This window comes from Demequina sp., from assembly GCF_049841215.1.
Classification (GTDB): domain Bacteria; phylum Actinomycetota; class Actinomycetes; order Actinomycetales; family Demequinaceae; genus Demequina.
Genome location: NZ_JASGEO010000024.1, coordinates 109981 through 132970, shown reverse-complemented (window position 1 = coordinate 132970; position 22990 = coordinate 109981). Strand labels below are relative to the sequence as shown.

Genomic DNA, 22990 nt, shown 5'->3' with positions numbered 1-22990 from the left:
CGCCACCATAGCCAACCCCACTGACAGCCGCGCCTACGCGATTTCGCACGCCAGCGTCGGGCCGTGTATTCTTGTCCGGCGTTGCCCCAATAGCTCAGTCGGCAGAGCGTTTCCATGGTAAGGAAAAGGTCCAGGGTTCGATTCCCTGTTGGGGCTCGGTTGGGCGGTCATCACAGTGGCCGCACCACACGGCGGGGTAGCTCAGTTGGTTAGAGCACACGACTCATAATCGTGGGGTCGCGGGTTCAAGTCCCGCCCTCGCTACGGGGTGCACAAGGCACCCAATCACGCGCTAAAGCGGGCGCGTGCCCAACAAGGCTAGGAGCAATCCACATGGCAAAGAATGACGTTCGTCCCAAGATCACGCTCGCGTGCGTTGACTGCAAGAACCGCAACTACATCACGCGCAAGAACCGTCGTAACAACCCCGACCGTGTGGAGCTGAACAAGTTCTGCCCCAAGTGCGGCAAGCACACGGCGCACCGCGAGACCCGCTGATCTAGCTGTTCTCAGACGCCCGGTTCCCTGTCCCAGGGGGCCGGGCGTTTGTGTTTTCCCTGCCCGACGGCCCGGCTGGCTTCCGTACGCTACCCGGCCACAGCGCGGGGCCGGGGAGTCCAGGGCGGTCGCGTCCTGGTGGACGGGCCCCCGCGGATTCAACGCAGGCGTGACCGTCAGTTTCCGTGAGGTCACGGATTTTGACGGTCGCGGCTCACCGTGGTCCGTCCGTTTCCGCGGGCTCCTGCCCGACGGCCCGGCTGGCTTCCGTGCGCTACCCGGCCACAGCGTCGGGCCGGGTTTGGGTAGGGTTGAACCGTGCCAGTGAACCCCGAAGCTGTGGGCCGCGCATACGGCCCCCACGAGCCGTATGAGGTGACTCGCGTGAAGATCCGCGAGTTCGCGGACGCCGTGGACGCCAACTCGTTCGCCCACTTCAACGTTGAGGCCGCGCGCGCGGAAGGGTACGACGACCTCGTGGCCCCCACCACGTTCGCAGTCATCATCGCGCAGCGCGCAGAGTTCCACGTGGTGGTGGACCCCGAGGTGGGCGTGGACTTCTCAAGAGTGGTGCATGCCGATGAGCGCTTCACTCATCACCGGCCCATCGTGGCAGGCGACGTGATCTCCACGACCGTTCATATCGACAAGATCACGCCACCCCGTGCGGGCATCTCCATGGTGACCACGCGCGCGGAACTCGAGGACGCGGACGGCAACCCGGTCTCGACCGTGATTTCGACTCTGGCCGTGAGGGAAGACGCATGAGCGACGAGAACCTGCCCACCTTTGAGGGGCTCGAGGTTGGCCAGGTGGTCGCCACACGCGACGTGGAGTTCACGCGGGACACTTTGGTGCGCTACGCGGGTGCCTCTGGAGACTTCAACCCCATCCACTACAACGATGTCTTCGCCACCGAGGTGGGGCTGCCCGGCGTGATCGCGCACGGCATGCTGACCATGGGAACCGCGGCCTCCGTGGTGGAGGAGTGGGCAGGCCCAGGCAACGTCCAGGACTTCCAGACAAGGTTCACCCGCCCCATCCCCGTGCCCAATCCCGGCGCCGCCGTGGTCACCATCACGGCCACGGTCGGAGCGCTCGATCCAGAGCTCAACACGGCGCGAATTGACGTGATTGTGGAGTTTGATGGGACTCGCGTCCTAGGCAAGGCTCAGGCCATCGTTACCTGTGCGTAAATTCTGCGGCGAGTTGCCGCTCTGAGCGCGCGTTAACCCGCTGTTTACTGCCAGTATTCCGGCATGGCAGAAACACAGGAGAAGGTCGAGCCCACGTCGGGACTCGACCGCTATTTCCGGATCTCCGCAAGGGGATCCTCGACTGGTCGTGAGATCCGCGGTGGGCTCACGACCTTCTTCACGATGGCGTACATCGTGGTCCTCAACCCCATCATCCTGTCCAAGGTTCCTGACAAGGAAGGGAACTTCATCGGAGGAAGCCCAGACGGCCCCAACGTCGTCGCAGTGGCAGCGACAACGGCGCTCGTGGCCGGCGTGCTCACCATCCTGATGGGATCCTTGGCGCGCTTCCCCATCGCCATCGCCGCGGGACTCGGGTTGAACGCATTTGTCACGTTCGGCCTCGTCGGCAGCGGGCTCTTTACCTGGCCTGAAGCGATGGGACTGATCGTCATCGAAGGTGCCATCGTGCTCCTGTTGGTGCTGACAAAGGTGCGCATCAAGTTCCTCCACGCGGTTCCCATGGCTCTCAAGAAGGCGATCGCGGCCGGTATTGGCCTGTTTCTTGCCTACATCGCGTTCTGGGACTCGAAACTGGTGAACGATCCCGGTCACGATGACACACCCGGACAGTTTGGTCAGGGCGGGGCGATCAACACGTTCCCAACTCTGCTCTTTGTGCTCGGGGTGCTTCTTGGCGGAGTGTTGCTCGCGCGCAAGGTCCACGGCGCTTTGCTGATCACGATCCTGGTCATGACGGCCGTGGGCATCATCGCGGAGCTCATCTGGAGTTTCGGTGCAGCTAGCGCGGAGAACCCAGGTGGATGGGCGCTCGTTGTGCCCACGTTCACGGGTCAGGACTGGTCATTCGTGCCCGACCTTAGCCTCATTGGCCAAGTGAGCGTATTTGGCGCGTTCACCTCGGGGCCTGCAGTCATCACCGTCCTCCTGATCATCTTCTCGCTGTTGGTTGTCGACTTCTTCGACACCCTTGGCACGATGACCGCAGTGGGCGAAGAGGCTGACCTCAACGACGAGGACGGGATTCCAGACAATGCGCAAGCGATCCTCATTGTGGACTCCGTTGGCGCCATGGCGGGCGGTGCGGCCTCCGTGTCGTCTAACACCGCCTACATCGAGTCCGCCTCCGGTGTCGGAGACGGCGCTCGGACGGGCCTCGCGTCGCTTGTCACGGGCATCGCGTTCCTTGTAGCGGTGCTCCTTGCGCCGGTGGCAAAGATCGTGCCCTTTGAGGCTGCGACGCCCGTATTGGTGCTGGTGGGCCTGATGATGCTGCGTTCCGCAGTGGACATCGACTGGCGCGACTACCGCATCGCGGTGCCCGCATTCCTGACGATCATCGTCATGCCCTTCGGCTACTCGATCGCGGCGGGCATCGGCATCGGCTTCATCGCCTACGTGGTCCTGAGCGCGTGCACTGGTAAGGCCAAGGAGGTCAAGCCCCTCATGTGGGGAGGCGCGGTCGCGTTCGCGATCTACTTCGCGCTGCCGGCTCTGCAGAACCTGCTTGGGCTCTAGAGCGACGCGGAGGGGGCGCCACGGAGTCCCGTGGCGCCCCCTGCCGTCTGTCGCTAGAAGACGAAGGTGGTCGTGTAGGACGACGCCGCACGCTTCACTGCGGTGAACTTCTTTAGCGTGATCGTGGCGTTGCCGTAGCGCGAGCCGGTGATGCCCACCGTCTTCTTTGCGGTCGTGTACACCTCAACGGGCCGCGTCATCTTGACGGTGAACTTGGGAACAGCGCCTTGGGCAACCTTCTGTGCGTAGACCGCCTGCACCACTTCCCACTTGGCGACGTCGTCCACAGACCACGACGCTCCCGTCTTCGTGTACGAGGTGCGGGTCAACTGCTGCTTGCACTTGCCCTCCAGCGTGGTGCCGATCGACACGATCCACCCAACACTGAGGGAAAGGTTTCCACAGTTCTTCTCGAGCTTCACCGTGGGTGTCGCCTCGTAGTCATTGCCGACTGCGGTCTTGTTGGAGGTAATCGAGATGGTCGCTCGCTGGGGCGTCGTCTTTGATCCCGAGGGGTAGAGCTGGGTCTTTGCCGCGGACGTGACGGAATACTCGCTCTTGACCGTCACGAAGTAGTAGTCAGCCTTCGTGTCCTTGTCGAGGACCTTGTACTTTCGCGCGCAGTGGCGCACCTTGCCTTTTGCGGGAGTTGCGGAGATGAGCCACGTGCCGGTGGGTACAGTCCCCGTCCAGTTGGTCCACGTCGTGCACTTGGTGTCGACGGGTTCGCCCACCGATACCGACGACTGGGCTGCAGGAGAGATGGCCGTGAGTGCAACGCACAAGGTCGCCACGATCACACCACGGAAAAAGCGAGTCTTCGTCATTGTTCCCCCTTAGTTGGCGTACTTGGCGCGTGGTAAATCGCGCCTCGGGGGAGCGTACCAGGGGGCTTTCCGCAGCGTCGGGCTGGCTTAAGGGTTTGCGGGCCCCGTGGTGTTGCCACGACGGAACTCGAGCGGCATGAGGACTCGCTCAGGTGTGCGGCCCTCGAGCAACGCCTTCACCTCTGCCGCGAGTACGCGGCCCTTGGCGGCGCCGTCCTGCTTCATCGTGGTGACCTCGTGGGGCGCCACCCACGGCAGGTCCAGGCCGTCGAAGCCCGTGACGGAGAGGTCGTCGGGAACGGAAAGGCCCTGCTCCTTGGCGGCCAGGATGACGCCTCCTGCGAGCAGATCCGACTGGCACACGATCGCCGTGGGCTTCGACGGGTGCGCGAGCGCGAGGTGGCCCGCCGCGATTCCGGCTTCCACCATGGACGCGTGCGACTCGATGATGACGCACGGCTCGAGCCCTGCGAGCTCGAAGGCGTCGAGGCGGTGGTGGATGGGGGTCCATGCGGCGCGGGCGGTCTCTTCGCGCGTGATGATGCGCGTGTCCGCCTCGACGCCAAACGGCAGGGTCACGGTGGCGATGCGCTCGTGGCCGAGCTCGCGCAAGTGGCTGATGAGGCGCACGGTGGCCTCGGTGTCGTCGATGTCGAGCGATCCGGCGCCTTCTGGCGCAGGGCCTTCCATGACCACCATGGGGATGCCGCGCTTGCGGGCAATAGTGAGCGCTGGCTCTTCGTGGTCGCGTACGCGAAGCACCACCACGGCGTCCATCGCCGCCGTGTCGAGCAGCGTGCGCTCCCCGGGCTCGCCCGTGGGCTGGGGGATGAGCAGCACGCCTACGCCCATGGCGCCAAAGTCGGCGATCAGGGAGTCGAGAATGCGGAGATTGAGGGGATCGCGGAAGGAGCGCGCAAACTTCTCGTGAATGACCACGCCGACGATTCCTGAGCGGCCGGAACGGAGCGCGCGCCCCTGCGGCGAGGGGCCGCCGTAGCCGAGTTCCTCAGCAGCACGTTCTACTCGCGCTTTTGTGTCGGGGGAGATAGGGCCCGCGCCGGAGTACGTCAAGGACACCGTGGATAGGGATACCCCTGCCCTCGCGGCGACATCCGCCATTGTCGGCTTTTTGGTCTTAGCCACGTCGCACCCCTTTGAACGAAATGTTGAGCTTAAGCGTAGCGGCACACGGCCATCGGTTCGTAACGATTTAAGGCGCGCCTACCAGGTGGTCAGTTGGGGCTGGGCGGTACGGGAGAATGGAGCGTGACCACATCGGCCCTTGCGCCAAGCGCCGCACGGGTAGCTCGCGCACGCTACGGCGTGCTCGGCCTGTTCTGGCTCATGGGCGTCTTGCTCAGCACCTACGTGTCTCGTGTGCCAAGCGTCGCAGAGCTCCTTGACGTCACCACCGGTCGCTTGGCACTGCTGATGCTCGCGGGCGCGATGGGCGCGCTCGTGGCCCTCACGGTGACCGGCTGGGTGGTCGCAAAGTTCGGCACTCGCCGCGTGCTGTGGTGGTCAACCTTTGTCTACCTCGCCGCGTTCCTGACTGTGGCGTGGTCAACGGCAATCGGCTCGCAGTTCTGGTTCGCATCTGGGCAGTTCTTCGTGTCCTTCGCCTTCGCCTTCACCAACGTCTCGATGAACGCAGAGGCGGCGAACGTCGAACACTGGATGCGACGGGCGGTCATGCCGCACTTCCACGCCTCCTTCTCTGTGGGTATGGCGATGGGTCTTGCGCTTGGTGCCGGCCTCTCGCATGCGGGCGTGTCTCCTGCGTGGCACTTCGCGAGCGTTGCCCTCGCGCTCACCGTGGTGCGGCTTGCGATCATCCCGGCCGCCGTCGTTCATGGCGCTCCGGATCCCGGCGGCGCCCCGGGCGGCTTCGGCGGCCCTTTCAAGACCGCGCGCAATGAATACCGCGACCGTCGCGTAGTGCTCATCGGCCTCATCGTGTTCGCCGCGTCCACGATCGAAGGCGCCGCGGCCCAGTGGTCCTCTCTTGCCGTGGTGCAGGCGTTTGACGCCACGGAGGCCGTTGGCGACATCGCCTATTGGGTGTTCGTGGTGGCGATGGTGACCACTCGCGGGTTTGGCGCGCACATCATCGGGCGGGCGGGCCGAGTGGTGTCGCTGCGCGTGTCCGCCGCGCTCGTCTTCGTCGGCGTGCTGATCTTCGCGTTCACCCCGGTGTTCTGGGCCGTTCCGGTGGCCATGATCCTGTGGGGTCTTGGTGCCGGGCTTGGTGTCCCCATCGGCTTCTCCGCGGCCTCGGATGACCCCACGAAGTCCGCGGCTCGCGTTGCTGCGGTCTCTTCTTTCGCCACCGTGGCTGGCCTCATCATGCCCCAGGTCATCGGGCACCTCGGCGACGTCATCGAGTTGCGCAAGGCGCTCACGGTGGCCTGCGTCGCGGCGGTGCTGTCCTTCGCCATCGCCCGCGCTGTACGAACCGAGGGTCCGCTGTTTCGTTCTCACCGTGCGCTCGCGCGGTCCGTGAGCGGAGCGTCGGCCATCGAGAGCGACGCCGTGCGGTTCGAGGAGGACAAGAACGCTGACGGCATCCCCGACGAGTTCCAGGACCGCCGCTAGCCTGGCCTCATGACCACGCTCGCCGAGCTCACCACCTTGCGCGTGGGTGGCCCCGCGGCTCGCTACGAGGAGGCGGCCACCGAGGCGGAGTTCGTCGACGCGATCCGCGGCGCCGACGATGAAGGCATCCCGCTCCTCGTCATTGGCGGCGGCTCAAACCTGCTCGTCACTGACGCGGGATTTGACGGCCTCGTTCTTCGAGACGCGCGCCAAGACGTGCGCATCCAGGACGACGGCTTCTGCGGCGGCGTCTCCGTGACCGCCACGGCGGGCGCCTCGTGGGACGCGCTCGTTGAGCAGGCCGTGGCGAGCGAATGGATCGGCCTCGAAGCGCTGAGCGGCATCCCTGGCTCAGTTGGCGCGGCACCGGTGCAGAACATCGGCGCGTACGGCGCGGAGCTCGCGGACACGCTCGCGAGCGTGCGCGTGTGGGACCGCGAGCGTGCCGCCGTGCGCACTCTCGCCCTCATGGAGCTGGGTTTTGGGTATCGCACCTCGATCTTGAAACGCTCAGTTGAGGCCCCGTACGGCCCGACGCCGCGGTACGTGGTCTTGGACGTGACAGTTCACACGCGGTTTGGTACGCGCTCGGCGCCTGTTCGGTATCAGCAGCTTGCGGACGCGTTGGGCATTTCGCAAGGCGATACGGCGTCGATCGCTGACGTGCGGGAGGCCGTGTTGGCGCTGCGGTCCTCCAAGGGAATGGTGCTCGACGCGGACGATCACGACACCTGGTCCGCCGGCTCGTTCTTTACTAACCCCGTGGTGCCACAGGGGCAGGTGCCGGAGGGCGCCCCCCAGTACTCAGCGTCGGGCAGCGAGGGCGACGTGAAAACGAGCGCCGCGTGGCTCATCGAAAAGGCGGGGATCCACAAGGGGTTTGCGCTGCCGGGATCGCGAGCGGCGATCTCGTCGAAGCACACGCTTGCGCTGACCAATAGGGGCGATGCGAGTGCTCAGGAGGTGCTGGAACTCGCGACGCACGTGCAAGTGACGGTCGCGCGCGCGTGGGGAATCGCGCTGGTGCCGGAGCCCGTCATCGTTGCCGACAATCAAGGGCCCTAGAGACAGATGTGGCGGGTGGGACGCGTTCCGCGCCCACACCCGCCACTCCTGTCACATGAGCCCCAAGGGCCCTTGATTGTCTCCTAGCCGTCCGCCGCGATCGCCTGAAGGATGTCCAGGCGGGACGCCCGCCATGCCGGCCAAATCGCCGCGAGCACGCCCGCGATGGCGGCAAGCACGGTGTACACCGCGAGCCAGAACCACGGAATCGCAACTCCGTTGAAGCCCTGATCCTCGAGCGACAGCACCAAGGCGGAGCCAAGGCCAACTCCAAGGATCATGCCGAGGATGGTGCCGAAGATCGCCATCACCATGGACTCGATCGTGATCATCTTCCAGATGGATCCACGCTTGAGACCAACGGCGCGAAGCAGACCGATCTCTCGCGTCCGCTCGGTCACCGAGAGCAACAGGGTGTTTGCCACGCCAAGCAGGGCGATCAGCAGGGCCGTGAGCAGCAGTGCGGAGATCACCGCGAGGATGAAGTCGATCACTGTAGAGATCAGTTGCTGGAGCTGATCCGGCTGCTGCAACAACACTGCGGGGTACTCATCGGCGAGGGCGTCCTCGAGGGTCGATTGCACCTCGTCGGCGTCCGCCCCTTCGTTGAGGAGCACGAGCGCCTGCAGGATGTCGGGTTCGCCGACGAGCTCGGTGCCCGTCTCCCAGTCCACCCAGAAGTGCGAGCCGTCGTCGTTGGCGTAGGTGCCGGTGACGGGGAGAGTCACTGAGCCCTCGTCACCCTCGAGCGTGATCTCGTCACCCACCTTGACACCGAGCGCCTCGATCACGGGGTCTACGTAGACGCCGCCATCAATCTCGCCGAGCGCGGGCTCGGTGGGAATGTCGATGGTCTTGTCGATCGTGTCCGCGTCGAATGACGTGAGCGTGTAGTTCTCGCCGTCGAAGCGCACCGGGTCAACGCCAAGGATGGTGACGGCGTCGACGTCGGAGTTCGCCTCGATGATGTCGATGGCGCCCTGCGGGATCGCACCCTGGGTGCCCACCACGATGATCTGCGCGTGCATTTGCTGGAACTGGCTCGTCAGCGTGGCCTTGAGCGATTCCGTGAACGTGGACGTCAGCGCCAGCAGCATCACTCCGATCATGATCGCTGCGGCCGTGTTGGAAGAACGGCGCGGTTCGCGGTGGATGTTGTTGGCGGCCAGCTTGCCGTCAACTCCCATCCAGGCGGTCAGCACTCCTCGCAAGCCGTACGCGAGGGGTACGAGCACCTGAGCGGCCAGCAGGGTGGCCCCCAGCACCAGCAGCACTGCACCGGCACCCACGTAGATGAACGGCTTCGCCACCCCTGTGTAGAGGCCAACGATCACGGCGACGACACCGAGCAGGGCGAGAGCGCCGCCCACCACGTTGCGGCGAGCGAGGGGCTTGCGGGAATCCGTCGCCGCCTCGCGCAGCGCCTCCATGGGGGAGATCTGCGACGCGTGAATCGCGGGAGCGATCGCCGCGCCCAGCGTGACGATGAGGCCAAGCACGTAGCTCCACAGCACCGCCGTGAGCGGCAACGTCACAGTGCCCAGTAGGTCGGCCCCGATGAGCTTCACAAGTCCCGCGGCAGCCAGCGCAAACAGGTAGCCGACGATGATGCCGAGCGTGGAGCCGACGATTCCAAGAATCGTGGCTTCAGCCAGCACCGTGGCGCGCACCTGCTTGCCCGTGGCACCGATCGCCCGCAACAGGCCAAACTCCCTGGTGCGTTGCGTCACGATGATGCGGAATGTGTTGACGATGATGTAGGAGCCAACGAACAGCGCGATGAGGCCAAACGCAATCGCGAAGATGTTGATGTAGTTGAGGAAGGTCCCCATCTGCTCAACCTGCTCCTCGACCTTGTCCTCGCCCGTGATAGCGCGAGTGCCGTCGGGGATGACCTGGTTGATCCCGGCCACCACGTCGTCCTTATTGGCGCCCTCGGCCGTCACCACGGTGATGGTGGAGAAGCCCGGCTCGCCCTGAATGGCCTCCGCCGCGGCGTCGGTCACAAACGCGAGAACCGCGCCTTGGAGGTCGTTGTCGGCGCCGAATCGCACGGTGCCGACGAGCGTGAACTCCTCCACGCCCTCCTCAGTGGAAACGCGCACCGTGTCACCGATGGCGTAGCCGAGGCTCTCGGCCCCGTCGAGGTCCAACACGATCTCCGAGTCAGCCTCCGGCCCGTGGCCGTCGACGATCGTCGAGAGGTCGATGCGCGGATCGCCGTACCAGTTGAACATCTGGGTGCCGCCGAAGCTGGGCTGTCCCGTGTCCTCCTTGGGCATCACCATCGCGTTGAGCTGCATGCCGCCGTGCGCGATCTCCACGCCGTCGACGGCCTGAACCGCCGTCACATCGTCCGCGGTGAAGATCGCGTCGCCGGCCTCGAAGGGGTCTCCTTCGTCGATTTGCGCGTTGGGGTCTTGCTCCACCACCACATCGGTGGAGCCGTAAATGTTCTCGAAGAGGTCGTTGAATCCGCTGCGCAGCGCGGACGTGAAGGTAAACGTGGCGGCCACGAGGGACACACCAAGCGCCACCGCGATCGCAGTGAGAATGAGCCGCCCAGGCTTCTGCTTGACGGACTTGAGAGCAAGTCTGAACATGGGTCAGCGGCCCATCTGCTTCATGCGGTCAAGCACCTTCTCAGCGGTGGGCTCGCGCATCTCGTCAACGATCACGCCGTCGGCGAGGAACAGGATGCGGTCCGCGTAGGACGCGGCCGTGGGGTCGTGGGTGACCATCACGATGGTCTGGCCAAACTCCTTGACCGCACGGCGCATGAAGCCAAGCAGCTCCGCACCGGAGCGCGCGTCAAGGTTTCCAGAAGGTTCGTCCGCGAAGATGATCTGGGGGCGCGACACGAGCGCACGCGCCACCGCCACACGCTGCTGCTGGCCACCGGAGAGCTGTGCCGGCAGGTGGGTGAGGCGGTCGCCAAGGCCAAGAATGCCAATGATCTCGTCGAACCAGGCGGGGTCAACCTTGGCCCCTGCAATGTCGATGGGCAGAGTGATGTTCTCCTTCGCAGTGAGCGAGGGGATGAGGTTAAAGGACTGGAACACGAAGCCGATGAGGTCGCGGCGCACCTGCGTGACCTGCGCCTCGCTGAGGTTGGTGATGACCGTGCCGGCAATCGACGATTCACCTGCCGTGAGCCGGTCAAGGCCCGCGAGCGTGTGGAGCAGGGTGGACTTTCCAGAGCCGGACGGGCCCATGATCGCGGTGAACACACCGCGCGCCATGTCCACGTTGATGCCGTTGAGGGCGCGCACGGCGGCCTCACCGGAGCCGTAGTCCTTGTAGCCGCCGCGCATGCTCGCGGCGATAGACACCTCGGACGCGTAAGGCACGGTCTCAGTCATAGTTCTCTCCCAGAGTTGTTGACGATGACGCCAGTCTTGCCGATGCGCGTGGTGCCAGTCATCGTTCGCGCGGATGGTTCGTCCATCGTTCGCATGGGGGATTCCCCTTGGGGGCTACGCGCCCGGAACCACAATCCCCGACTCGTACGCCTCCACCACCGCCTGCACGCGATCGCGCACGCCCAGCTTGGTGAGGATGTGGCTCACGTGCGTCTTGACGGTGGTGCCGCTCACGAACAGCTCGCTCGCGATCTCGGTATTGGACAGCCCGCGCGCCATGAGGCGCAGCACCTCCAGTTCGCGCTCGGAGAGGTCACCTATCGCTTCGGCAGGGGTGGGCATTCGCCCCGACGCTGTGGTTGAGAATCGCTCGATCACTCGCCTCGTGACCTCGGGGGCGAGCATTGCCTCGCCGCTCGCGACCACGCGCACGGCGTTCACGAGGGTGTCGCCGTCCGCGCTCTTGAGGAGGAACCCAGAGGCCCCCAGCTGCAGTGCCTCGTAGATGTGTTCGTCGTCGTCAAAGGTGGTGAGGATGACCACGCGCACGGCGGGGCATTGGGCGAGCACATCGCGGGCGGCGGAGATCCCGTCAAGGCCCGGCATGCGGATGTCCATGAGGATGACGTCTGGGTGAGTCGAGGCGGCGAGTTCCACGGCCTGCGAGCCGTCCCCGGCCTCGCCGCACACCTCGATGTCTGCCTCGGAGTCAAGGATCATGCGCAGACCTGCGCGCACCATCGCCTGATCGTCCACAAGCCCCACGCGGATCATGATGCGTCTCCCGTGAGCGTGCCGATGGGTCGCTTCGTGTCCGGCAAGGCGCGCGACGTGGGCAGCACCGCCCGCAACCGATACCCGCCGCCTGCTGCAGGCCCAATGTCGAACGACCCCCCAAGCGCCTCCACGCGCTCGCGCATGCCCACCACGCCGTGCCCTCCAGAAGGTGAGGGGTTCGCGGAGCCTCCCCGGCCGTCGTCCCGTACCTCAACCGTGAGCGAACCGGGCGCTTTGCGCACCTCAACCGTGGCGGAGGCGCCGGGCCCCGCGTACTTGAGCGCGTTGGTGAGTCCCTCTTGAATGATGCGGAAGGCGTTGAGCTCCACGCCAGCAGGCGTGGGGGCGTCTCCTGTGATGACGAGCCGCACCGGCATCCCGGATTCCCTTACTTGGCGGGCCAAAGCAGGGAGGTCGGCAAGCGCGGGGGCGGGGGTCAGGCCTTGGGTGCCGTCAGCGTCGGCCCGCAGAACGCCGATCATGCGCTGCATTTCCGCGAGCCCGCTGCGACCGGACGCGGAGATGGTGCCGAGCGCCTCCGCGATCCGCGGGTCCGCGTCGGCGGCGAGGCGGCGCGCGCCCTCTGCCTGCAGTGTCATCACGGTCATCTCGTGGGCCACCACATCGTGCAGTTCGCGCGCAATGCGGGCGCGCTCCGTGGCCACGGCTTCGCGCGCCACCTCGGCCTCCGCCTGCTCCTGACGGGCGTGCGCGCGCTCGAGTTCCGCGAGACGGCTCGCGCGGCTGCGCTCCCCAAAGCCCATGAGCAGAGGCAGCACCGTGCCAAACGCCACGGACAGCAGGGCGGTCCAGTTGACGAAGCCCGTGGCGATGAGTCCCACCGCGGTCCATGTCATAAGCAACGCGCTGATGGTGATCCCGTGGATCAGCGCCGATCTACGCGGCAAATACACCGCAAGCCCGTAGATCGCGATGAAGGGCGCGATCACGGCGAGGGAATCCGGGTAACCGAGTCCCTGCACCACGATCCACACGGCGGTGGTGGCCCACGCCACCGTCTTGGGGTACAACTGCCGCCACGCGAGCGGCAACACCAGCAACGTCACGAGCACAAAGCCGAGCACATCCCACTCGCGTTGCGCTCCTTGCGGCTGGGAGGTGCGCGCGAACGCGCTCACGAACGTGAGCAGGAGCACGCTCGCGGCGATAAGGGAGTCACCGAGCCGCGGGGTCTTCACTCTCACCACCTCAGACTATTGGCAGGGCGTTACTTGTCCTCTGGCCGCTGCCAGCGGAACGTGCGCACCGCCCACACGGTGCCAACCACGAACCATGCGGCCAGCACGAGCGCGGTGGCTCCATGCTGCCAACTGCCCGTGGCCTCCTGAGTCTCGAAAGCGTCGGGCAGGAAGACCGACCGCATGCCTTGCGCAAGCCATTTGAGCGGGAAGATCGACGCGACCGTCTGCAGGAATGGCGGCACCTGCGTGAACACGATGAACACACCGGAGATGAACTGCAAGAACAGCGTCACAGGTGTGAGGATCGCTGAGCCGGCGCGCGCATTGCGCAGCGCGGAACTCATGCCGATGCCGAGCGCCACCGACGCCGCGGTTCCCAGCAGGAAGACCCACGTGAACGTGACCCACGCGTTCGTGGTGGTGGGTAGGTCCACGTCATAGGCGATCACGCCCAGCGCAATGAGCGCCGCGAGCTGCACCACCGAGACGAAGAGCACCTGCACAAACTTGCCGGCGAAGAACGCCGTGGTGGGCAAAGGGGTGCCGTGGAGCCGCTTGAGAATGTCGAGGTCACGGTCCGCAGACAGCCCGAGCGCAAGCGACTGGAAGCCGGTGTTCATGATGCCGCTCGCGATCATGCCCGCGAGGAAGTACTGGCTGAAGCTCACGCCCTCGCCCACGTCTTGGCCGCCAAAGATCGAGCCGAAGATCACTAACAGGAACACCGGGAAAGCGAAGATGAAGATCATCTGCTCGCGAGAGCGCATGAACTCCTTGATCTCGACGCGGGTGCGGTCGATTGCGATCGAGGTCCAGCTTGGGCGGTTCATTCGTTGCCCCCGATGATCTCCAGGTACACGTCTTCCAGGCTTGGTTTGGTGACCGCGAGGTCCGCGACCTCGCCCTCGGTGGCGGCGAGGAGTTCGCGCAAGGTGGCGGTTGGCGTCGGTGTCACGGTCCGACGCTGCGTGCCGTTCTCCGTCCAGGTCACCACGGAATCGATCGCCTTGGCACGAAGGCCCGCAGGGGTGTCGAGGGCGGCAAGCTGCCCATCGTTGATGATGGCGATGCGGTCCGCAAGGTGCTCCGCCTCGTCAAGGTAGTGGGTGGTCAGGAGCACCGTGATGCCGGCATCCTTGAGCGACTCGATGAGGGCCCAGAAGTGGCGGCGCGCCTCCGGGTCAAAGCCGGTTGTTGGCTCATCGAGGAACACCAGCTCCGGGCTGCCCACGAGGGCCAAGGCCACGTCGAGGCGGCGGCGCATGCCGCCGGAGAGGGTCCGCGGCTTCACGTCCGCCTTCTCTTTCAGGCCAACCGCGTCGAGGAGTTCGTCAGTTGGCTTGGGGTTGGGGTACAGGCGCCCCATGTGGGTGATCGCTTCGCGCGGAGTGAGGAGCATCTGGTCCGAGGTGCTCTGCAGCATGAAGCCCACGCGCTCGCGCCACTCGCGGCTCGCGTGCGCGGGGTCGTGACCGAGCACAGAGACATCGCCGCTTGTGCGCTTGCGGAATCCCTCGAGAATCTCCACGGTGGTGGATTTGCCGGCGCCATTGGGGCCGAGCAAGGCAAACACTTCTCCGGTGCGGATGCTGAGGCTGAGGCCGTCCACGGCCGCCTTGTCGCCGTACTCCTTGCGGAGGTCGGTGACCTCGATCGCAGTTGTCATGGCTTCGACGCTAGTGGCATGGCGGAGGTACTGACGTCGCCCTCGCGGATGATTCGTGGGTCATCGGCGCGGATGATGGGGGCGCTTTGCCAGCCCGACGCTGTGGTGGGTTCCGTACGTCCCTTGCCCTAGCGTCGGGCCTGCTTGGTTAGCCCTCCGCGAGCAGGCGCTGAATGCGGCCGACGCCCTCCGCGAGGTCGTCGTCACCGAGCGCGTAGCTGAGGCGCACGAACCCGCTAGGGCCGAACGCCTCGCCGGGTACCACGGCCACCTCTGCCTCTTCGAGGATGACGGTGGCGAGGTCGGCGCTGCTGGTGATGTCGCGGCCGCGAACGGTGCGGCCGATGAGGCCCTCAACGGACGGGTAGGCGTAGAACGCGCCCTTGGGGGTGGGGCAGACGACGCCATCGATCTCGCGGAGCATGCCGACCATGGTGGTGCGGCGGCGGTCGAAGGCCGTGCGCATGTCGTAGACGGCGTCGAGGCCACCGTCGAGGGCCGCGATGGCGGCGCGCTGCGAGACGTTCGCGACGTTGGACGTGAGGTGGCTCTGGAAGTTTGCGGCGGCCTTGGTGACGTCCGCGGGGGAGATCATCCAGCCCACGCGCCAGCCGGTCATCGCGTAGGTCTTGGCAACGCCGTTGAGGACGATGGTCTGGTCCGCGAGTTCGGGGACGAGCTTGACGATGGGGGAGAACACGGCGTCGTCGTAGGTGAGGTGCTCGTAGATCTCGTCGGTGAGCACCCAGATGCCGTGCTCGAGCGCCCACTCGCCGATCGCCTTGGTCTGCTCGGGGGAGTAGACGGCGCCCGTGGGGTTGGAGGGGGAGCAGAACAGGAGGGCCTTGGTGTTGGGCGTGCGGGCGGCCTCGAGCTGCTCGACCGTGACGAGGTAGTCCTGGTCCGCGCCGGCGAAGACCTCAACCGGGGTGCCGCCCGCGAGGGTGATCGCCTCTGGGTAGGTGGTCCAGTAGGGCGCGGGGAGGATGACCTCGTCGCCGGGGTCCACGACCGCGGCGAAGGCCTGGAATACGGCCTGCTTGCCGCCGTTGGTGACAATGATGTTGGCGGGGTCCACTCCGTAGCCGGAATCCCGCAGGGTCTTGCGGGCGATCGCTTCGCGAAGCTCCGGGAGGCCGGTCGCGGGCGTGTAGCGGTGGTTCTTGGGGTCGCGGGCCGCGGCAACGGCGGCCTCGACGATCGCGTCAGGCGTGGGGAAGTCCGGCTCGCCCGCGCCGAAGCCGATCACATTCTTGCCCGCGGCCTTGAGGGCCTTCGCCTTGGAGTCCACGGCAAGCGTGGCGGAAGGCGCGATGGCGGCGAGACGTGCAGATACGCGGCGAGCAGGAGCGGTCATGAGACTCATTCTTCCACGCCCCGCGCAGTCGATTTCCAAGGGTCCTTGGTACTGATGAGACTGGTGGGACTGTGGTGAATTCCAGTCTCGTCACTTGCGTACCAACTGTCACTCTGGCCCTTGATTTTCGCGGCCGTCTAGCCGCGTCCCCAGCGACGGTAGTCAGAGCGGTTATCCCCAGTTTGCTCTGCACCACGCTCGGAACTGCCCGACGCTAGGGAAGTTTGTCCACCATGGACGCAGCAGCGGTACTCGCCAGCTTGGGCTCGGCCGCCCGCCGCAAGCACTTGCTTGCCCTCGGCCTCACCGACCAAGACCTGATGGCAGCTGTTGCGGCAGGGCGAGTGACTCGACCACACCGCGGCTGCTATGCCCTACCGGACGCACCTTGGTCCAGCGTTAAAGCGCGCGTGCTCTCCTCTCAACTGACCTGCATGAGTGCATTGCGCCCGCTTGAGCTCCCCTGCATCGACTCGTACTCGGGGCTTCACCTGGCCATCCCGGCGCACAGGGGCTTTGTCGAGGGAGATCCGCGATTGCGGGATGGGTACCGCTTCCACAGGATCGAAGAGGTTCAAGGGGTGTCGCTCGTTGCCCCGATTGCTACGGTCCTCGACCACCTGGGCATGTGTGCAAGTCCGCTTGGCCAGTTGGCGGCCATCGATGCGGCGCTGCACGAAGGTCGACTGTCGCTCGATGACATCCGAACGTTCTCGGCCACTCCACTTCGACGAACGCTGTGGCTAGCTTCGAATGCCGAGCCGCTCACGCAATCTCCTCGCGAGACGAAGGCACGAATTGAACTCATTGCCGCGGGATACGCTGTAGAGCCGCAGGCAGAACTTCCTGGCGTCGGGCATGTCGACTTTCTTGTGGAGTCCACGGTCGTAGTGGAGTGCGACGGCTTTACGTATCACGGCGACGAGGAGGCGTTCATCGAAGATCGTCGTCGCGACCGTGCGTGTGAACTTCTTGGCTATCGGCGACTCCGCTACACGGGTAGCGAGGTCGAGCAGTCGCGAGGCCGCATCGCCGCGGACGTCCGACGCATGCTGGCTGAGCGCGGGTGACAATCAAGGGTCGATGTTACGGGTGAGGCAGAAGTGGCGGCGCCGGAGCCCGGGCTAGACAACTCTGGTCACTTCCGTCACTGAGGCCCTTGATTGTCATCAACTCGCCCGGGTTCGCATCCGCACCCGAAACCACGTACACTGGCAAGTCGGCGATTGACATTCGTCATGATGATTCGCGCCCTCGCGAGCCCCATGATGAGCGGAGAGAGCCGCGGGGCCCAACCCCCGAAGGGCAGTGGCGCAATTGGTAGCGCATCGGTCTCCAAAACCGACGGTTGGGGGTTCGAGTCCCTCCTGCCCTGCGTGAGCAGGGGTCTATCCCCGCACAACAAGCACCCGCAATTACAGCAAGCAAAGGATGTTCGGTGAGCGATACCGCCTTGACCGATTCTGAAGAGAAGGGCCCGCGCCGCAAGGACCGCGAGCGTCGCAACATCTTCAGCCGCATTGCGCTGTTCGTGCGCCAGGTGATCGCCGAGCTCAAGAAGGTCGTCACGCCGTCGCGCGAGGAGACCATTCGGTACATCTGGATCGTCCTCGGCTTCGTGCTCGTGGTGATGCTCATTGTGTTTGTGCTGGACTTCGTGCTCGGCTTCGCAGCTGATTGGGTCTTCGGCGGCTAACGCCTGCCGAACGTAAGGAGAGATTCGCGTGTCCGACGAGAACGCAGACAACATCGCCATCGACGAGGCGGACGTGTTGGCTGACGACGCACTTGAGTCCGACGCTGCCGTTGAGTCCGACGCTGTGGCTGAGGACGCGGCCGACGACGCCGACGCGCCGGTTGAGGCAGCAGTCGAGGCAGCAGCCGACGAGGCGCCCGCCGACCCCGCGGCAGAGTTCCTCGCCGAGCTGCGCGCCCGCGAGGGCGACTGGTACGTGGTGCACTCCTACAGCGGCCACGAGAAGCGCGTGAAGCAGGCGATCGAGCACCGCATTGAGTCGCTCCACATGGAGGACTACATCTTCCAGGTGGAAGTTCCCATGGAACAGGTCACCGAGATCAAGGGTGGCCAGCGCAAGCTCGTGACCCGAGTGCGCATGCCCGGATACGTGCTCGTGCGCATGGACCTCACCGATGAGTCCTGGGGCACCGTCCGCAACACTCCTGGTGTCACCGGGTTCGTGGGCCACGCCCACCAGCCCGTCCCGCTTACCCTCGACGAGGTCGTCTCCATGCTGAACCCCGCCGAAGTCCAGGCAACTGCCCAGGGCGAGGAAGCGTCGGCCGCTACTAAGGCCATCGAGGTTGACTTCCAGGTTGGCGAATCGATCACCGTCATCGACGGCCCGTTCGCAACGCTGCCTGGCACCATTTCCGAGATCTCCGTGGAGTCCCAGAAGCTCCACGTGCTCGTTTCGATCTTCGGCCGGGAGACCCCGGTCGAGCTGTCGTTCAACCAGGTCCAGAAGATCTAGTCGACGTCAGCAAGCACGCGGCCGCCAGCCGCACAAGCTAAGCAAGTAAGTAAAGGACCCAAAAATGGCACCCCCTAAGAAGAAGGTTGCCGGCCTGATCAAGCTCCAGATCCAGGCTGGTATGGCGAACCCCGCCCCGCCCGTTGGCCCCGCTCTGGGTCAGCACGGCGTGAACATTATGGAGTTCTGCAAGGCGTACAACGCCGCGACCGAGTCGCAGCGCGGCAACGTGATCCCCGTGGAGATCACGGTCTACGAAGACCGTTCCTTCACGTTCGTCACGAAGACCCCGCCGGCCGCAGAGCTCATCAAGAAGGCCGCTGGCGTGGCCAAGGGATCTGGCGTTCCGCACACCCAGAAGGTCGGCTCGCTGACCGAGGCTCAGGTGCGTGAGATCGCTGCCCAGAAGATGGAAGACCTCAACGCCAACGACCTCGACGCTGCCGCCAAGATCATTGCCGGCACCGCCCGCTCGATGGGCATCACGGTCTCCTAAGGCCGCAACCAAGCAACACCAGTGGATGGGTCGCGCTGGCCCACTACCCACGACTGCACAGGAAAGAGAAGCAGATGACTAAGCGCTCCAAGGCTTACAACGACGCGGCTCAGCTCGTTGACCGTAGCCAGTTGTACACCCCGCTCGAGGCCGTTCGTCTCGCGCAGAAGACGTCCTCCAAGAAGACCGACTCGACCATCGACGTCGTCTTCAAGCTGGGCGTTGACCCTCGTCACGCGGACCAGATGGTCCGTTCCACCGTCATCCTTCCGCACGGCACTGGCAAGACCGCTAGGGTCCTGGTCTTCGCCAACGGCGAGAAGGCAGACGCCGCCCGCGAGGCTGGCGCCGACATCGTCGGTGGCGACGAGCTCATCGACGAGGTGGCCGGCGGCCGTCAGGACTTTGACGCCGTTGTCGCCACCCCGGACCTCATGGGCAAGGTCGGCCGGCTTGGCCGCGTGCTCGGTCCGCGTGGCCTCATGCCGAACCCCAAGACGGGCACCGTGACGATGGATGTGGCCAAGGCCGTGTCTGACATCAAGGGCGGCAAGATCGAGTTCCGCGTCGACAAGCACGCCAACCTGCACACCGTGCTTGGCAAGGCGTCCTTCGGCGACGACAAGCTGCTCGACAACTACAAGGCCGTCCTCGACGAGGTGCTGCGCGCCAAGCCCGCGTCCTCGAAGGGCCGCTACATCGTCAAGGCGTCGATCTCCGCGACCACCGGTCCCGGCATCCCGCTCGACGCTCTGGCCAAGTCGGAGTAGTTAGCTGGCAAGAACGCGAGGCCCGGTCCCCTGTTAATGGGGGCCGGGCCTCTGTTCTTGTCCGACAGCGGCATCCCCGACGAACACCCCTCCACACAACGCGGATGCCTGTCCACACAAAATCGGCACTCGCGCTGACCTCCACGACATCGTCCCTGGTAGGCGGCTCGAGGTGGGACAGGCAAGGACTCATTGTGTGGAGAGGCATCCGGCGTGTGTGGAGAGGTGGCTGGGATGCCCGACGCTGTGGCTAGCTTCCGTCCCAGGCTGACAGTTCGTCCGGGGCCACTCTCATGGGCCGATGCTACGACGCGTCGGTGAAGTGCCGCCGGAAGACGAATGCCGCGGCGGCGCGCACGTTGCGAATCTTTCCCCAGTTCTTTGCGGCGATCGCCGCCTTGGGGATCATCGCCCGCGAACCCCACGCGCGCTCGATCGCCGCGGCACGCGCGGGCAGATCGCGCCCAATCGACCACAACGCCCCGGAACTGTGCGATGGATGCATGCCCACCACGAACGGCACCGCATCGCACCGCAGGCCCGCTCGGAGCAGGTCCGCGATGAAGATGTACTCGTCCCCCAGGTAGTTGGGCATTCCGGCACCAAATCGCTCGTCGAATCGCACCCCGCTTGAGCGCACCTGTTCCACATCGATGAGCATGAGATAGGTGGCGGCGCGGCCGGAGTTGCGCAGCGTGAGCCGCTGCGCCCGCGCACTGCGCCGCCCGCGCGTGCGCCGAGAGTCGTCCACCGCGCACCCGAGCGCCAAGGCTGCACCGGTCCGCTCGAGGTGGCGAGCAGCATCGAGCACGCCCTTGAGGTAGATCGCCACGTCGTCGTCGCCGAACAGCAGGTACGTCCGGCCAGCCATCGAGATCGCGGCGTTTCGGCTCTTGGCCACGCCAAGCGAATCCAACGCGACCACGCTGGCACGTTCCTCGAGCGCTCGCGGCACCACGGCGTCGGGTGCGCCTGGCCGACGCTGGGTAAGGATGAGCACTTCGGCCGCCTTCGCGGAGGTTGGCACCTCGATGGTGCGCACGCGGTCCGTGAGGGACGAGTAGCCGATCGTGAGGTCCGCGGCGGTGACTCCCGCGGGCCCCGGTGACGGCGCGGTGTTGCTCACGGCGGCGGTCATTGTCATCGCGCGGCCGCCGGGGCGAGGAGATCAAGCCCAACCCGGAGCGCGTCCTCGATTTCATCGAGCTTGGCGGGAGAGACGTGCTCCCGCGTCACAAGATCCCGCAGGGTCAGCGAGGTGAGGTCGGCGGGCACGGGAAGCGGCTGATACTCGGTGTCGAACCCGGCCCCCAGGCCGTAGTCCGCGTACTTCATGCCGGATCCGGGCACCGCGTCTTCAAGTCCCTCGAAGGTGACGAGCGCACACGGGATGCCGTAGCTGTGGCACGCGATCATGACGTGCATCGCGGACGTGACCACGGCGTCGTACTGGGCGAGCGTAGTCACGAACTCGCGGATGTGATCGGGACTGGACATCAGCACGCTGACCTCGTCCGCGTCGGCGGGCAGGCGCAAGGGAGCGCCACGGTGGTTCGTGTGGCGTACCACCGCAACGCGTCCGTTGGTGGCACCGATGTCCACGGGGATCACCCGGGACAGCAGCAGCCCGGGATCGCCGAAGGACTCCACCTGCGGTCCCCCTTGGGAGGTGAGGGCCGCGGCCGTGAGCGGGCCGCGCACGGACAGGTAGCGCGCGTTGGTGGCAAGCTCGGTGTCTGGTTGCGCGATGCCGGTGCCCACCACCACAGAGTTGGGCTTGATGAAGCGCCCGATCGACCCAATGGCCACGAGGTGACGGTCGGGAGCGAACCCGGACGGCTGCTGAAAGCGAAGGGGCCGGTCCGTGTGGGCGCGGACCACGAGCGGGCTGAGCCAGTCACCGAAGTTGCCCGGGTACGGGCGCGCCCACCACGACAGGGGGAGCGGAGCCGCGTCAGACGAGCCCGTCGCGTAGGCCAGGAACGAGCCAGCAGCCGCGAGCGCCGCCTCTTCGCTTGGCGTCGCGCGCGCCGTGGAGTTGAGAGCGAGTTCCGAGCGGGCGAGCCCGTCGGCGTCGCCGGCCTGCGCCGCGCGCATCGCGGCATTGATCAGCGATTCCCGCTTGGGTGTCGCGGCCACGGCCTTCGTGACGAGCCGATCCGTGACGCCAGCGCGGTCCGCGGCGGTACGCAACCGACGGCTCATGGCCTCGGGCAACCGCGCCTCCGTGGCCTTGGCGAACCGTACGGTGCGGTGCTTGAGGGCGCGGCGAACGCTCCGACGAGGACGCTTGACGGGGGTGTGCTGCACCACGCTGCCCTTGAATTGAGCCACATTGCCGCTGGCACCAAAGGTGAAGAACTCGTCGGGGTAGCCTGCGCCGCTGCGTGAGGAAAGCACCGAAGGGATCACTTGGAACGACAACCCTGCGGCCGCCCCGCGCCACGCCTCCTCAAGAAAGTAGTCGTCGGTTGCGCGTACGGAGAGGGTGCGCTCGAGGCGCGCGGCCTCGGCGATGAGCCCGCGCCCAGCCACCGTGGCGTTGATGCCGAAGAAACTCGGCTCCCAGAACCGCGCGCGCTTCTGGTAACCGATGGACAGGGGAGTGTCGAAGCCGCGCTGGAAGCCGATGAAGTCGGCAGTGAAGTCCCGCACAAAGTCAGGCATGCCTTGCAACGTGCAGTCCACGTCCATCCAGAACACCCGGGCGTTCGGGAACTGGGCGCACACGCGCTCGACGAAGGGGATCTTCTTGCGGCAGATGTCTGGCCACTGCTCGCCGGGCGCGCGCTCAAGCAACTCGATCACGTGGTGCACGCCCAGCGCGTCCAGATCCGTAGCGAGGCGCTGCGCGGCAGCGCGGTAGTAGTCGTCGTCCGTGTAGAACGAGCACACAACAATCGAGGGCTCTGTCACTCGCACACGGTACGAACGCGAGGTTGCCAAGACCTTGCGACGCGGTGAACGGCAAGCGAACACTGAGGCGGTTTGCCTCCCGGCCCCGCGCTCGGGTAAAGTAGATGCGCCCAAGACCGCCGGTCGTCTTGCCGAGTTCGCTCAGCATGGCCGAAGTTCCGTGGAAAACGGAAGTCCTGCGTAGGTGAACCGAAACGCTCGACCCAGCCATGGCGTCGGGCAGATACGG

At 65.6% G+C, this 22990-nt stretch carries 22 protein-coding genes and 3 tRNA genes; 14 read left to right on the top strand and 11 right to left on the bottom strand.

The features are described from left to right. Positions 1 to 83: 83 nt before the first annotated feature. The 6 genes from QM618_RS11970 to QM618_RS11945 all read left to right on the top strand — a co-directional run bounded on the left by QM618_RS11970 (position 84) and on the right by QM618_RS11945 (position 3233). Positions 84 to 156, top strand: a tRNA-Thr gene (locus tag QM618_RS11970). A 34-nt stretch (positions 157 to 190) separates the two neighbouring features. After that, positions 191 to 264, top strand: a tRNA-Met gene (locus QM618_RS11965). Between the two features lie 69 nt (positions 265 to 333). Then, on the top strand, positions 334 to 498 hold the full coding sequence (rpmG, locus tag QM618_RS11960) for a 50S ribosomal protein L33 (RefSeq protein WP_428099474.1): 165 nt from the start codon (positions 334 to 336) through the stop codon (positions 496 to 498). 318 nt (positions 499 to 816) lie between these two features. After that, complete coding sequence (locus QM618_RS11955; RefSeq protein ID WP_428099472.1) at positions 817 to 1266, top strand: FAS1-like dehydratase domain-containing protein; 450 nt, start codon at positions 817 to 819, stop codon at positions 1264 to 1266. Continuing rightward, positions 1263 to 1694 (top strand): MaoC/PaaZ C-terminal domain-containing protein, encoded by a 432-nt coding sequence (locus QM618_RS11950; RefSeq protein ID WP_428099469.1) that lies wholly within the window; start codon positions 1263 to 1265, stop codon positions 1692 to 1694. The genes QM618_RS11955 and QM618_RS11950 overlap by 4 nt, the downstream gene beginning before the upstream one ends. 63 nt (positions 1695 to 1757) lie before the next feature. Next, positions 1758 to 3233, top strand: a complete 1476-nt coding sequence (locus tag QM618_RS11945) for an NCS2 family permease (protein WP_428099465.1) — start codon at positions 1758 to 1760, stop codon at positions 3231 to 3233. 53 nt (positions 3234 to 3286) lie between these two features. On the opposite strand, the gene QM618_RS11940 is transcribed toward QM618_RS11945, so the two are convergent. Both QM618_RS11940 and QM618_RS11935 read right to left on the bottom strand, forming a co-directional pair. After that, positions 3287 to 4060, bottom strand: coding sequence for a hypothetical protein (locus QM618_RS11940; RefSeq protein WP_428099461.1), 774 nt, complete (start codon positions 4058 to 4060; stop codon positions 3287 to 3289). Positions 4061 to 4147: 87 nt separating this feature from the next. Beyond that, entirely contained in the window at positions 4148 to 5206 is a 1059-nt protein-coding gene (locus tag QM618_RS11935) for a LacI family DNA-binding transcriptional regulator (RefSeq protein WP_428099458.1), read from the bottom strand. Between the two features lie 123 nt (positions 5207 to 5329). On the opposite strand from QM618_RS11935, the gene QM618_RS11930 reads away from it, so the two are divergent. After that, positions 5330 to 6658, top strand: coding sequence for an MFS transporter (locus tag QM618_RS11930; RefSeq protein ID WP_428099454.1), 1329 nt, complete (start codon positions 5330 to 5332; stop codon positions 6656 to 6658). 9 nt (positions 6659 to 6667) lie between these two features. After that, entirely contained in the window at positions 6668 to 7723 is a 1056-nt protein-coding gene (locus tag QM618_RS11925) for a UDP-N-acetylmuramate dehydrogenase (protein WP_428099449.1), read from the top strand. A gap of 83 nt (positions 7724 to 7806) precedes the next feature. Here the strand turns inward: QM618_RS11925 and QM618_RS11920 are convergent, their stop codons facing one another. From QM618_RS11920 to QM618_RS11890, 7 genes are all read right to left on the bottom strand, one after another. Then, positions 7807 to 10326: an ABC transporter permease gene (locus QM618_RS11920; RefSeq protein WP_428099445.1), complete on the bottom strand. Its 2520-nt coding sequence runs from the start codon at positions 10324 to 10326 to the stop codon at positions 7807 to 7809. Positions 10327 to 10329: 3 nt separating this feature from the next. Further along, positions 10330 to 11085, bottom strand: coding sequence for an ABC transporter ATP-binding protein (locus tag QM618_RS11915; RefSeq protein WP_428099442.1), 756 nt, complete (start codon positions 11083 to 11085; stop codon positions 10330 to 10332). 114 nt (positions 11086 to 11199) lie between these two features. Then, entirely contained in the window at positions 11200 to 11859 is a 660-nt protein-coding gene (locus tag QM618_RS11910; protein WP_428099439.1) for a response regulator, read from the bottom strand. Continuing rightward, entirely contained in the window at positions 11856 to 13067 is a 1212-nt protein-coding gene (locus QM618_RS11905; RefSeq protein ID WP_428099436.1) for a sensor histidine kinase, read from the bottom strand. The genes QM618_RS11910 and QM618_RS11905 overlap by 4 nt, the downstream gene beginning before the upstream one ends. Before the next feature lie 23 nt (positions 13068 to 13090). Beyond that, on the bottom strand, positions 13091 to 13894 hold the full coding sequence (locus QM618_RS11900; RefSeq protein WP_428099433.1) for an ABC transporter permease: 804 nt from the start codon (positions 13892 to 13894) through the stop codon (positions 13091 to 13093). Further along, the gene (locus QM618_RS11895) at positions 13891 to 14730 is read right to left on the bottom strand and encodes an ABC transporter ATP-binding protein (protein ID WP_428099429.1); all 840 of its coding nucleotides are present in this window, start codon (positions 14728 to 14730) and stop codon (positions 13891 to 13893) included. Before QM618_RS11895 ends, QM618_RS11900 begins: the two co-directional genes overlap by 4 nt. Before the next feature lie 148 nt (positions 14731 to 14878). Then, the gene (locus QM618_RS11890; RefSeq protein WP_428099426.1) at positions 14879 to 16087 is read right to left on the bottom strand and encodes a pyridoxal phosphate-dependent aminotransferase; all 1209 of its coding nucleotides are present in this window, start codon (positions 16085 to 16087) and stop codon (positions 14879 to 14881) included. Positions 16088 to 16521: 434 nt separating this feature from the next. On the opposite strand from QM618_RS11890, the gene QM618_RS11885 reads away from it, so the two are divergent. The 6 genes from QM618_RS11885 (at position 16522) to rplA (ending at position 19845) form a co-directional block, all read left to right on the top strand. Beyond that, positions 16522 to 17157 (top strand): endonuclease domain-containing protein, encoded by a 636-nt coding sequence (locus QM618_RS11885; RefSeq protein ID WP_428099422.1) that lies wholly within the window; start codon positions 16522 to 16524, stop codon positions 17155 to 17157. A gap of 232 nt (positions 17158 to 17389) precedes the next feature. Then, positions 17390 to 17462, top strand: a tRNA-Trp gene (locus QM618_RS11880). 63 nt (positions 17463 to 17525) lie between these two features. Beyond that, a complete protein-coding gene (gene secE / locus QM618_RS11875) occupies positions 17526 to 17783 on the top strand; it encodes a preprotein translocase subunit SecE (RefSeq protein ID WP_428099419.1) in 258 nt (85 codons plus the stop codon). A 28-nt stretch (positions 17784 to 17811) separates the two neighbouring features. Further along, positions 17812 to 18579 (top strand): transcription termination/antitermination protein NusG, encoded by a 768-nt coding sequence (gene nusG, locus QM618_RS11870; protein WP_428099416.1) that lies wholly within the window; start codon positions 17812 to 17814, stop codon positions 18577 to 18579. Positions 18580 to 18643: 64 nt separating this feature from the next. Next, positions 18644 to 19075, top strand: a complete 432-nt coding sequence (gene rplK / locus QM618_RS11865) for a 50S ribosomal protein L11 (protein WP_428099414.1) — start codon at positions 18644 to 18646, stop codon at positions 19073 to 19075. A 74-nt stretch (positions 19076 to 19149) separates the two neighbouring features. Continuing rightward, on the top strand, positions 19150 to 19845 hold the full coding sequence (gene rplA, locus QM618_RS11860) for a 50S ribosomal protein L1 (protein WP_428099412.1): 696 nt from the start codon (positions 19150 to 19152) through the stop codon (positions 19843 to 19845). A 304-nt stretch (positions 19846 to 20149) separates the two neighbouring features. Here the strand turns inward: rplA and QM618_RS11855 are convergent, their stop codons facing one another. Together QM618_RS11855 and QM618_RS11850 are read right to left on the bottom strand one after the other, a co-directional pair. After that, on the bottom strand, positions 20150 to 20971 hold the full coding sequence (locus QM618_RS11855; protein WP_428099409.1) for a hypothetical protein: 822 nt from the start codon (positions 20969 to 20971) through the stop codon (positions 20150 to 20152). 14 nt (positions 20972 to 20985) lie between these two features. Beyond that, positions 20986 to 22761, bottom strand: coding sequence for a polysaccharide pyruvyl transferase family protein (locus tag QM618_RS11850; protein ID WP_428099406.1), 1776 nt, complete (start codon positions 22759 to 22761; stop codon positions 20986 to 20988). Positions 22762 to 22990: the final 229 nt, after the last annotated feature.

Bases quoted from the DNA above. Each gene is read 5' to 3' on its own strand.
- QM618_RS11920 (WP_428099445.1), bottom strand. From the start codon at position 10,326: ATGTTCAGACTTGCTCTCAAGTCCGTCAAGCAGAAGCCTGGGCGGCTC.
- QM618_RS11900 (WP_428099433.1), bottom strand. From the start codon at position 13,894: ATGAACCGCCCAAGCTGGACCTCGATCGCAATCGACCGCACCCGCGTC.
- QM618_RS11890 (WP_428099426.1), bottom strand. From the start codon at position 16,087: ATGACCGCTCCTGCTCGCCGCGTATCTGCACGTCTCGCCGCCATCGCG.
- QM618_RS11910 (WP_428099439.1), bottom strand. From the start codon at position 11,859: ATGATCCGCGTGGGGCTTGTGGACGATCAGGCGATGGTGCGCGCAGGT.
- QM618_RS11945 (WP_428099465.1), top strand. From the start codon at position 1,758: ATGGCAGAAACACAGGAGAAGGTCGAGCCCACGTCGGGACTCGACCGC.
- QM618_RS11895 (WP_428099429.1), bottom strand. From the start codon at position 14,730: ATGACAACTGCGATCGAGGTCACCGACCTCCGCAAGGAGTACGGCGAC.
- rplK (WP_428099414.1), top strand. From the start codon at position 18,644: ATGGCACCCCCTAAGAAGAAGGTTGCCGGCCTGATCAAGCTCCAGATC.
- rplA (WP_428099412.1), top strand. From the start codon at position 19,150: ATGACTAAGCGCTCCAAGGCTTACAACGACGCGGCTCAGCTCGTTGAC.
- QM618_RS11925 (WP_428099449.1), top strand. From the start codon at position 6,668: ATGACCACGCTCGCCGAGCTCACCACCTTGCGCGTGGGTGGCCCCGCG.
- QM618_RS11950 (WP_428099469.1), top strand. From the start codon at position 1,263: ATGAGCGACGAGAACCTGCCCACCTTTGAGGGGCTCGAGGTTGGCCAG.
- QM618_RS11915 (WP_428099442.1), bottom strand. From the start codon at position 11,085: ATGACTGAGACCGTGCCTTACGCGTCCGAGGTGTCTATCGCCGCGAGC.
- rpmG (WP_428099474.1), top strand. From the start codon at position 334: ATGGCAAAGAATGACGTTCGTCCCAAGATCACGCTCGCGTGCGTTGAC.
- QM618_RS11940 (WP_428099461.1), bottom strand. From the start codon at position 4,060: ATGACGAAGACTCGCTTTTTCCGTGGTGTGATCGTGGCGACCTTGTGC.
- QM618_RS11885 (WP_428099422.1), top strand. From the start codon at position 16,522: ATGAGTGCATTGCGCCCGCTTGAGCTCCCCTGCATCGACTCGTACTCG.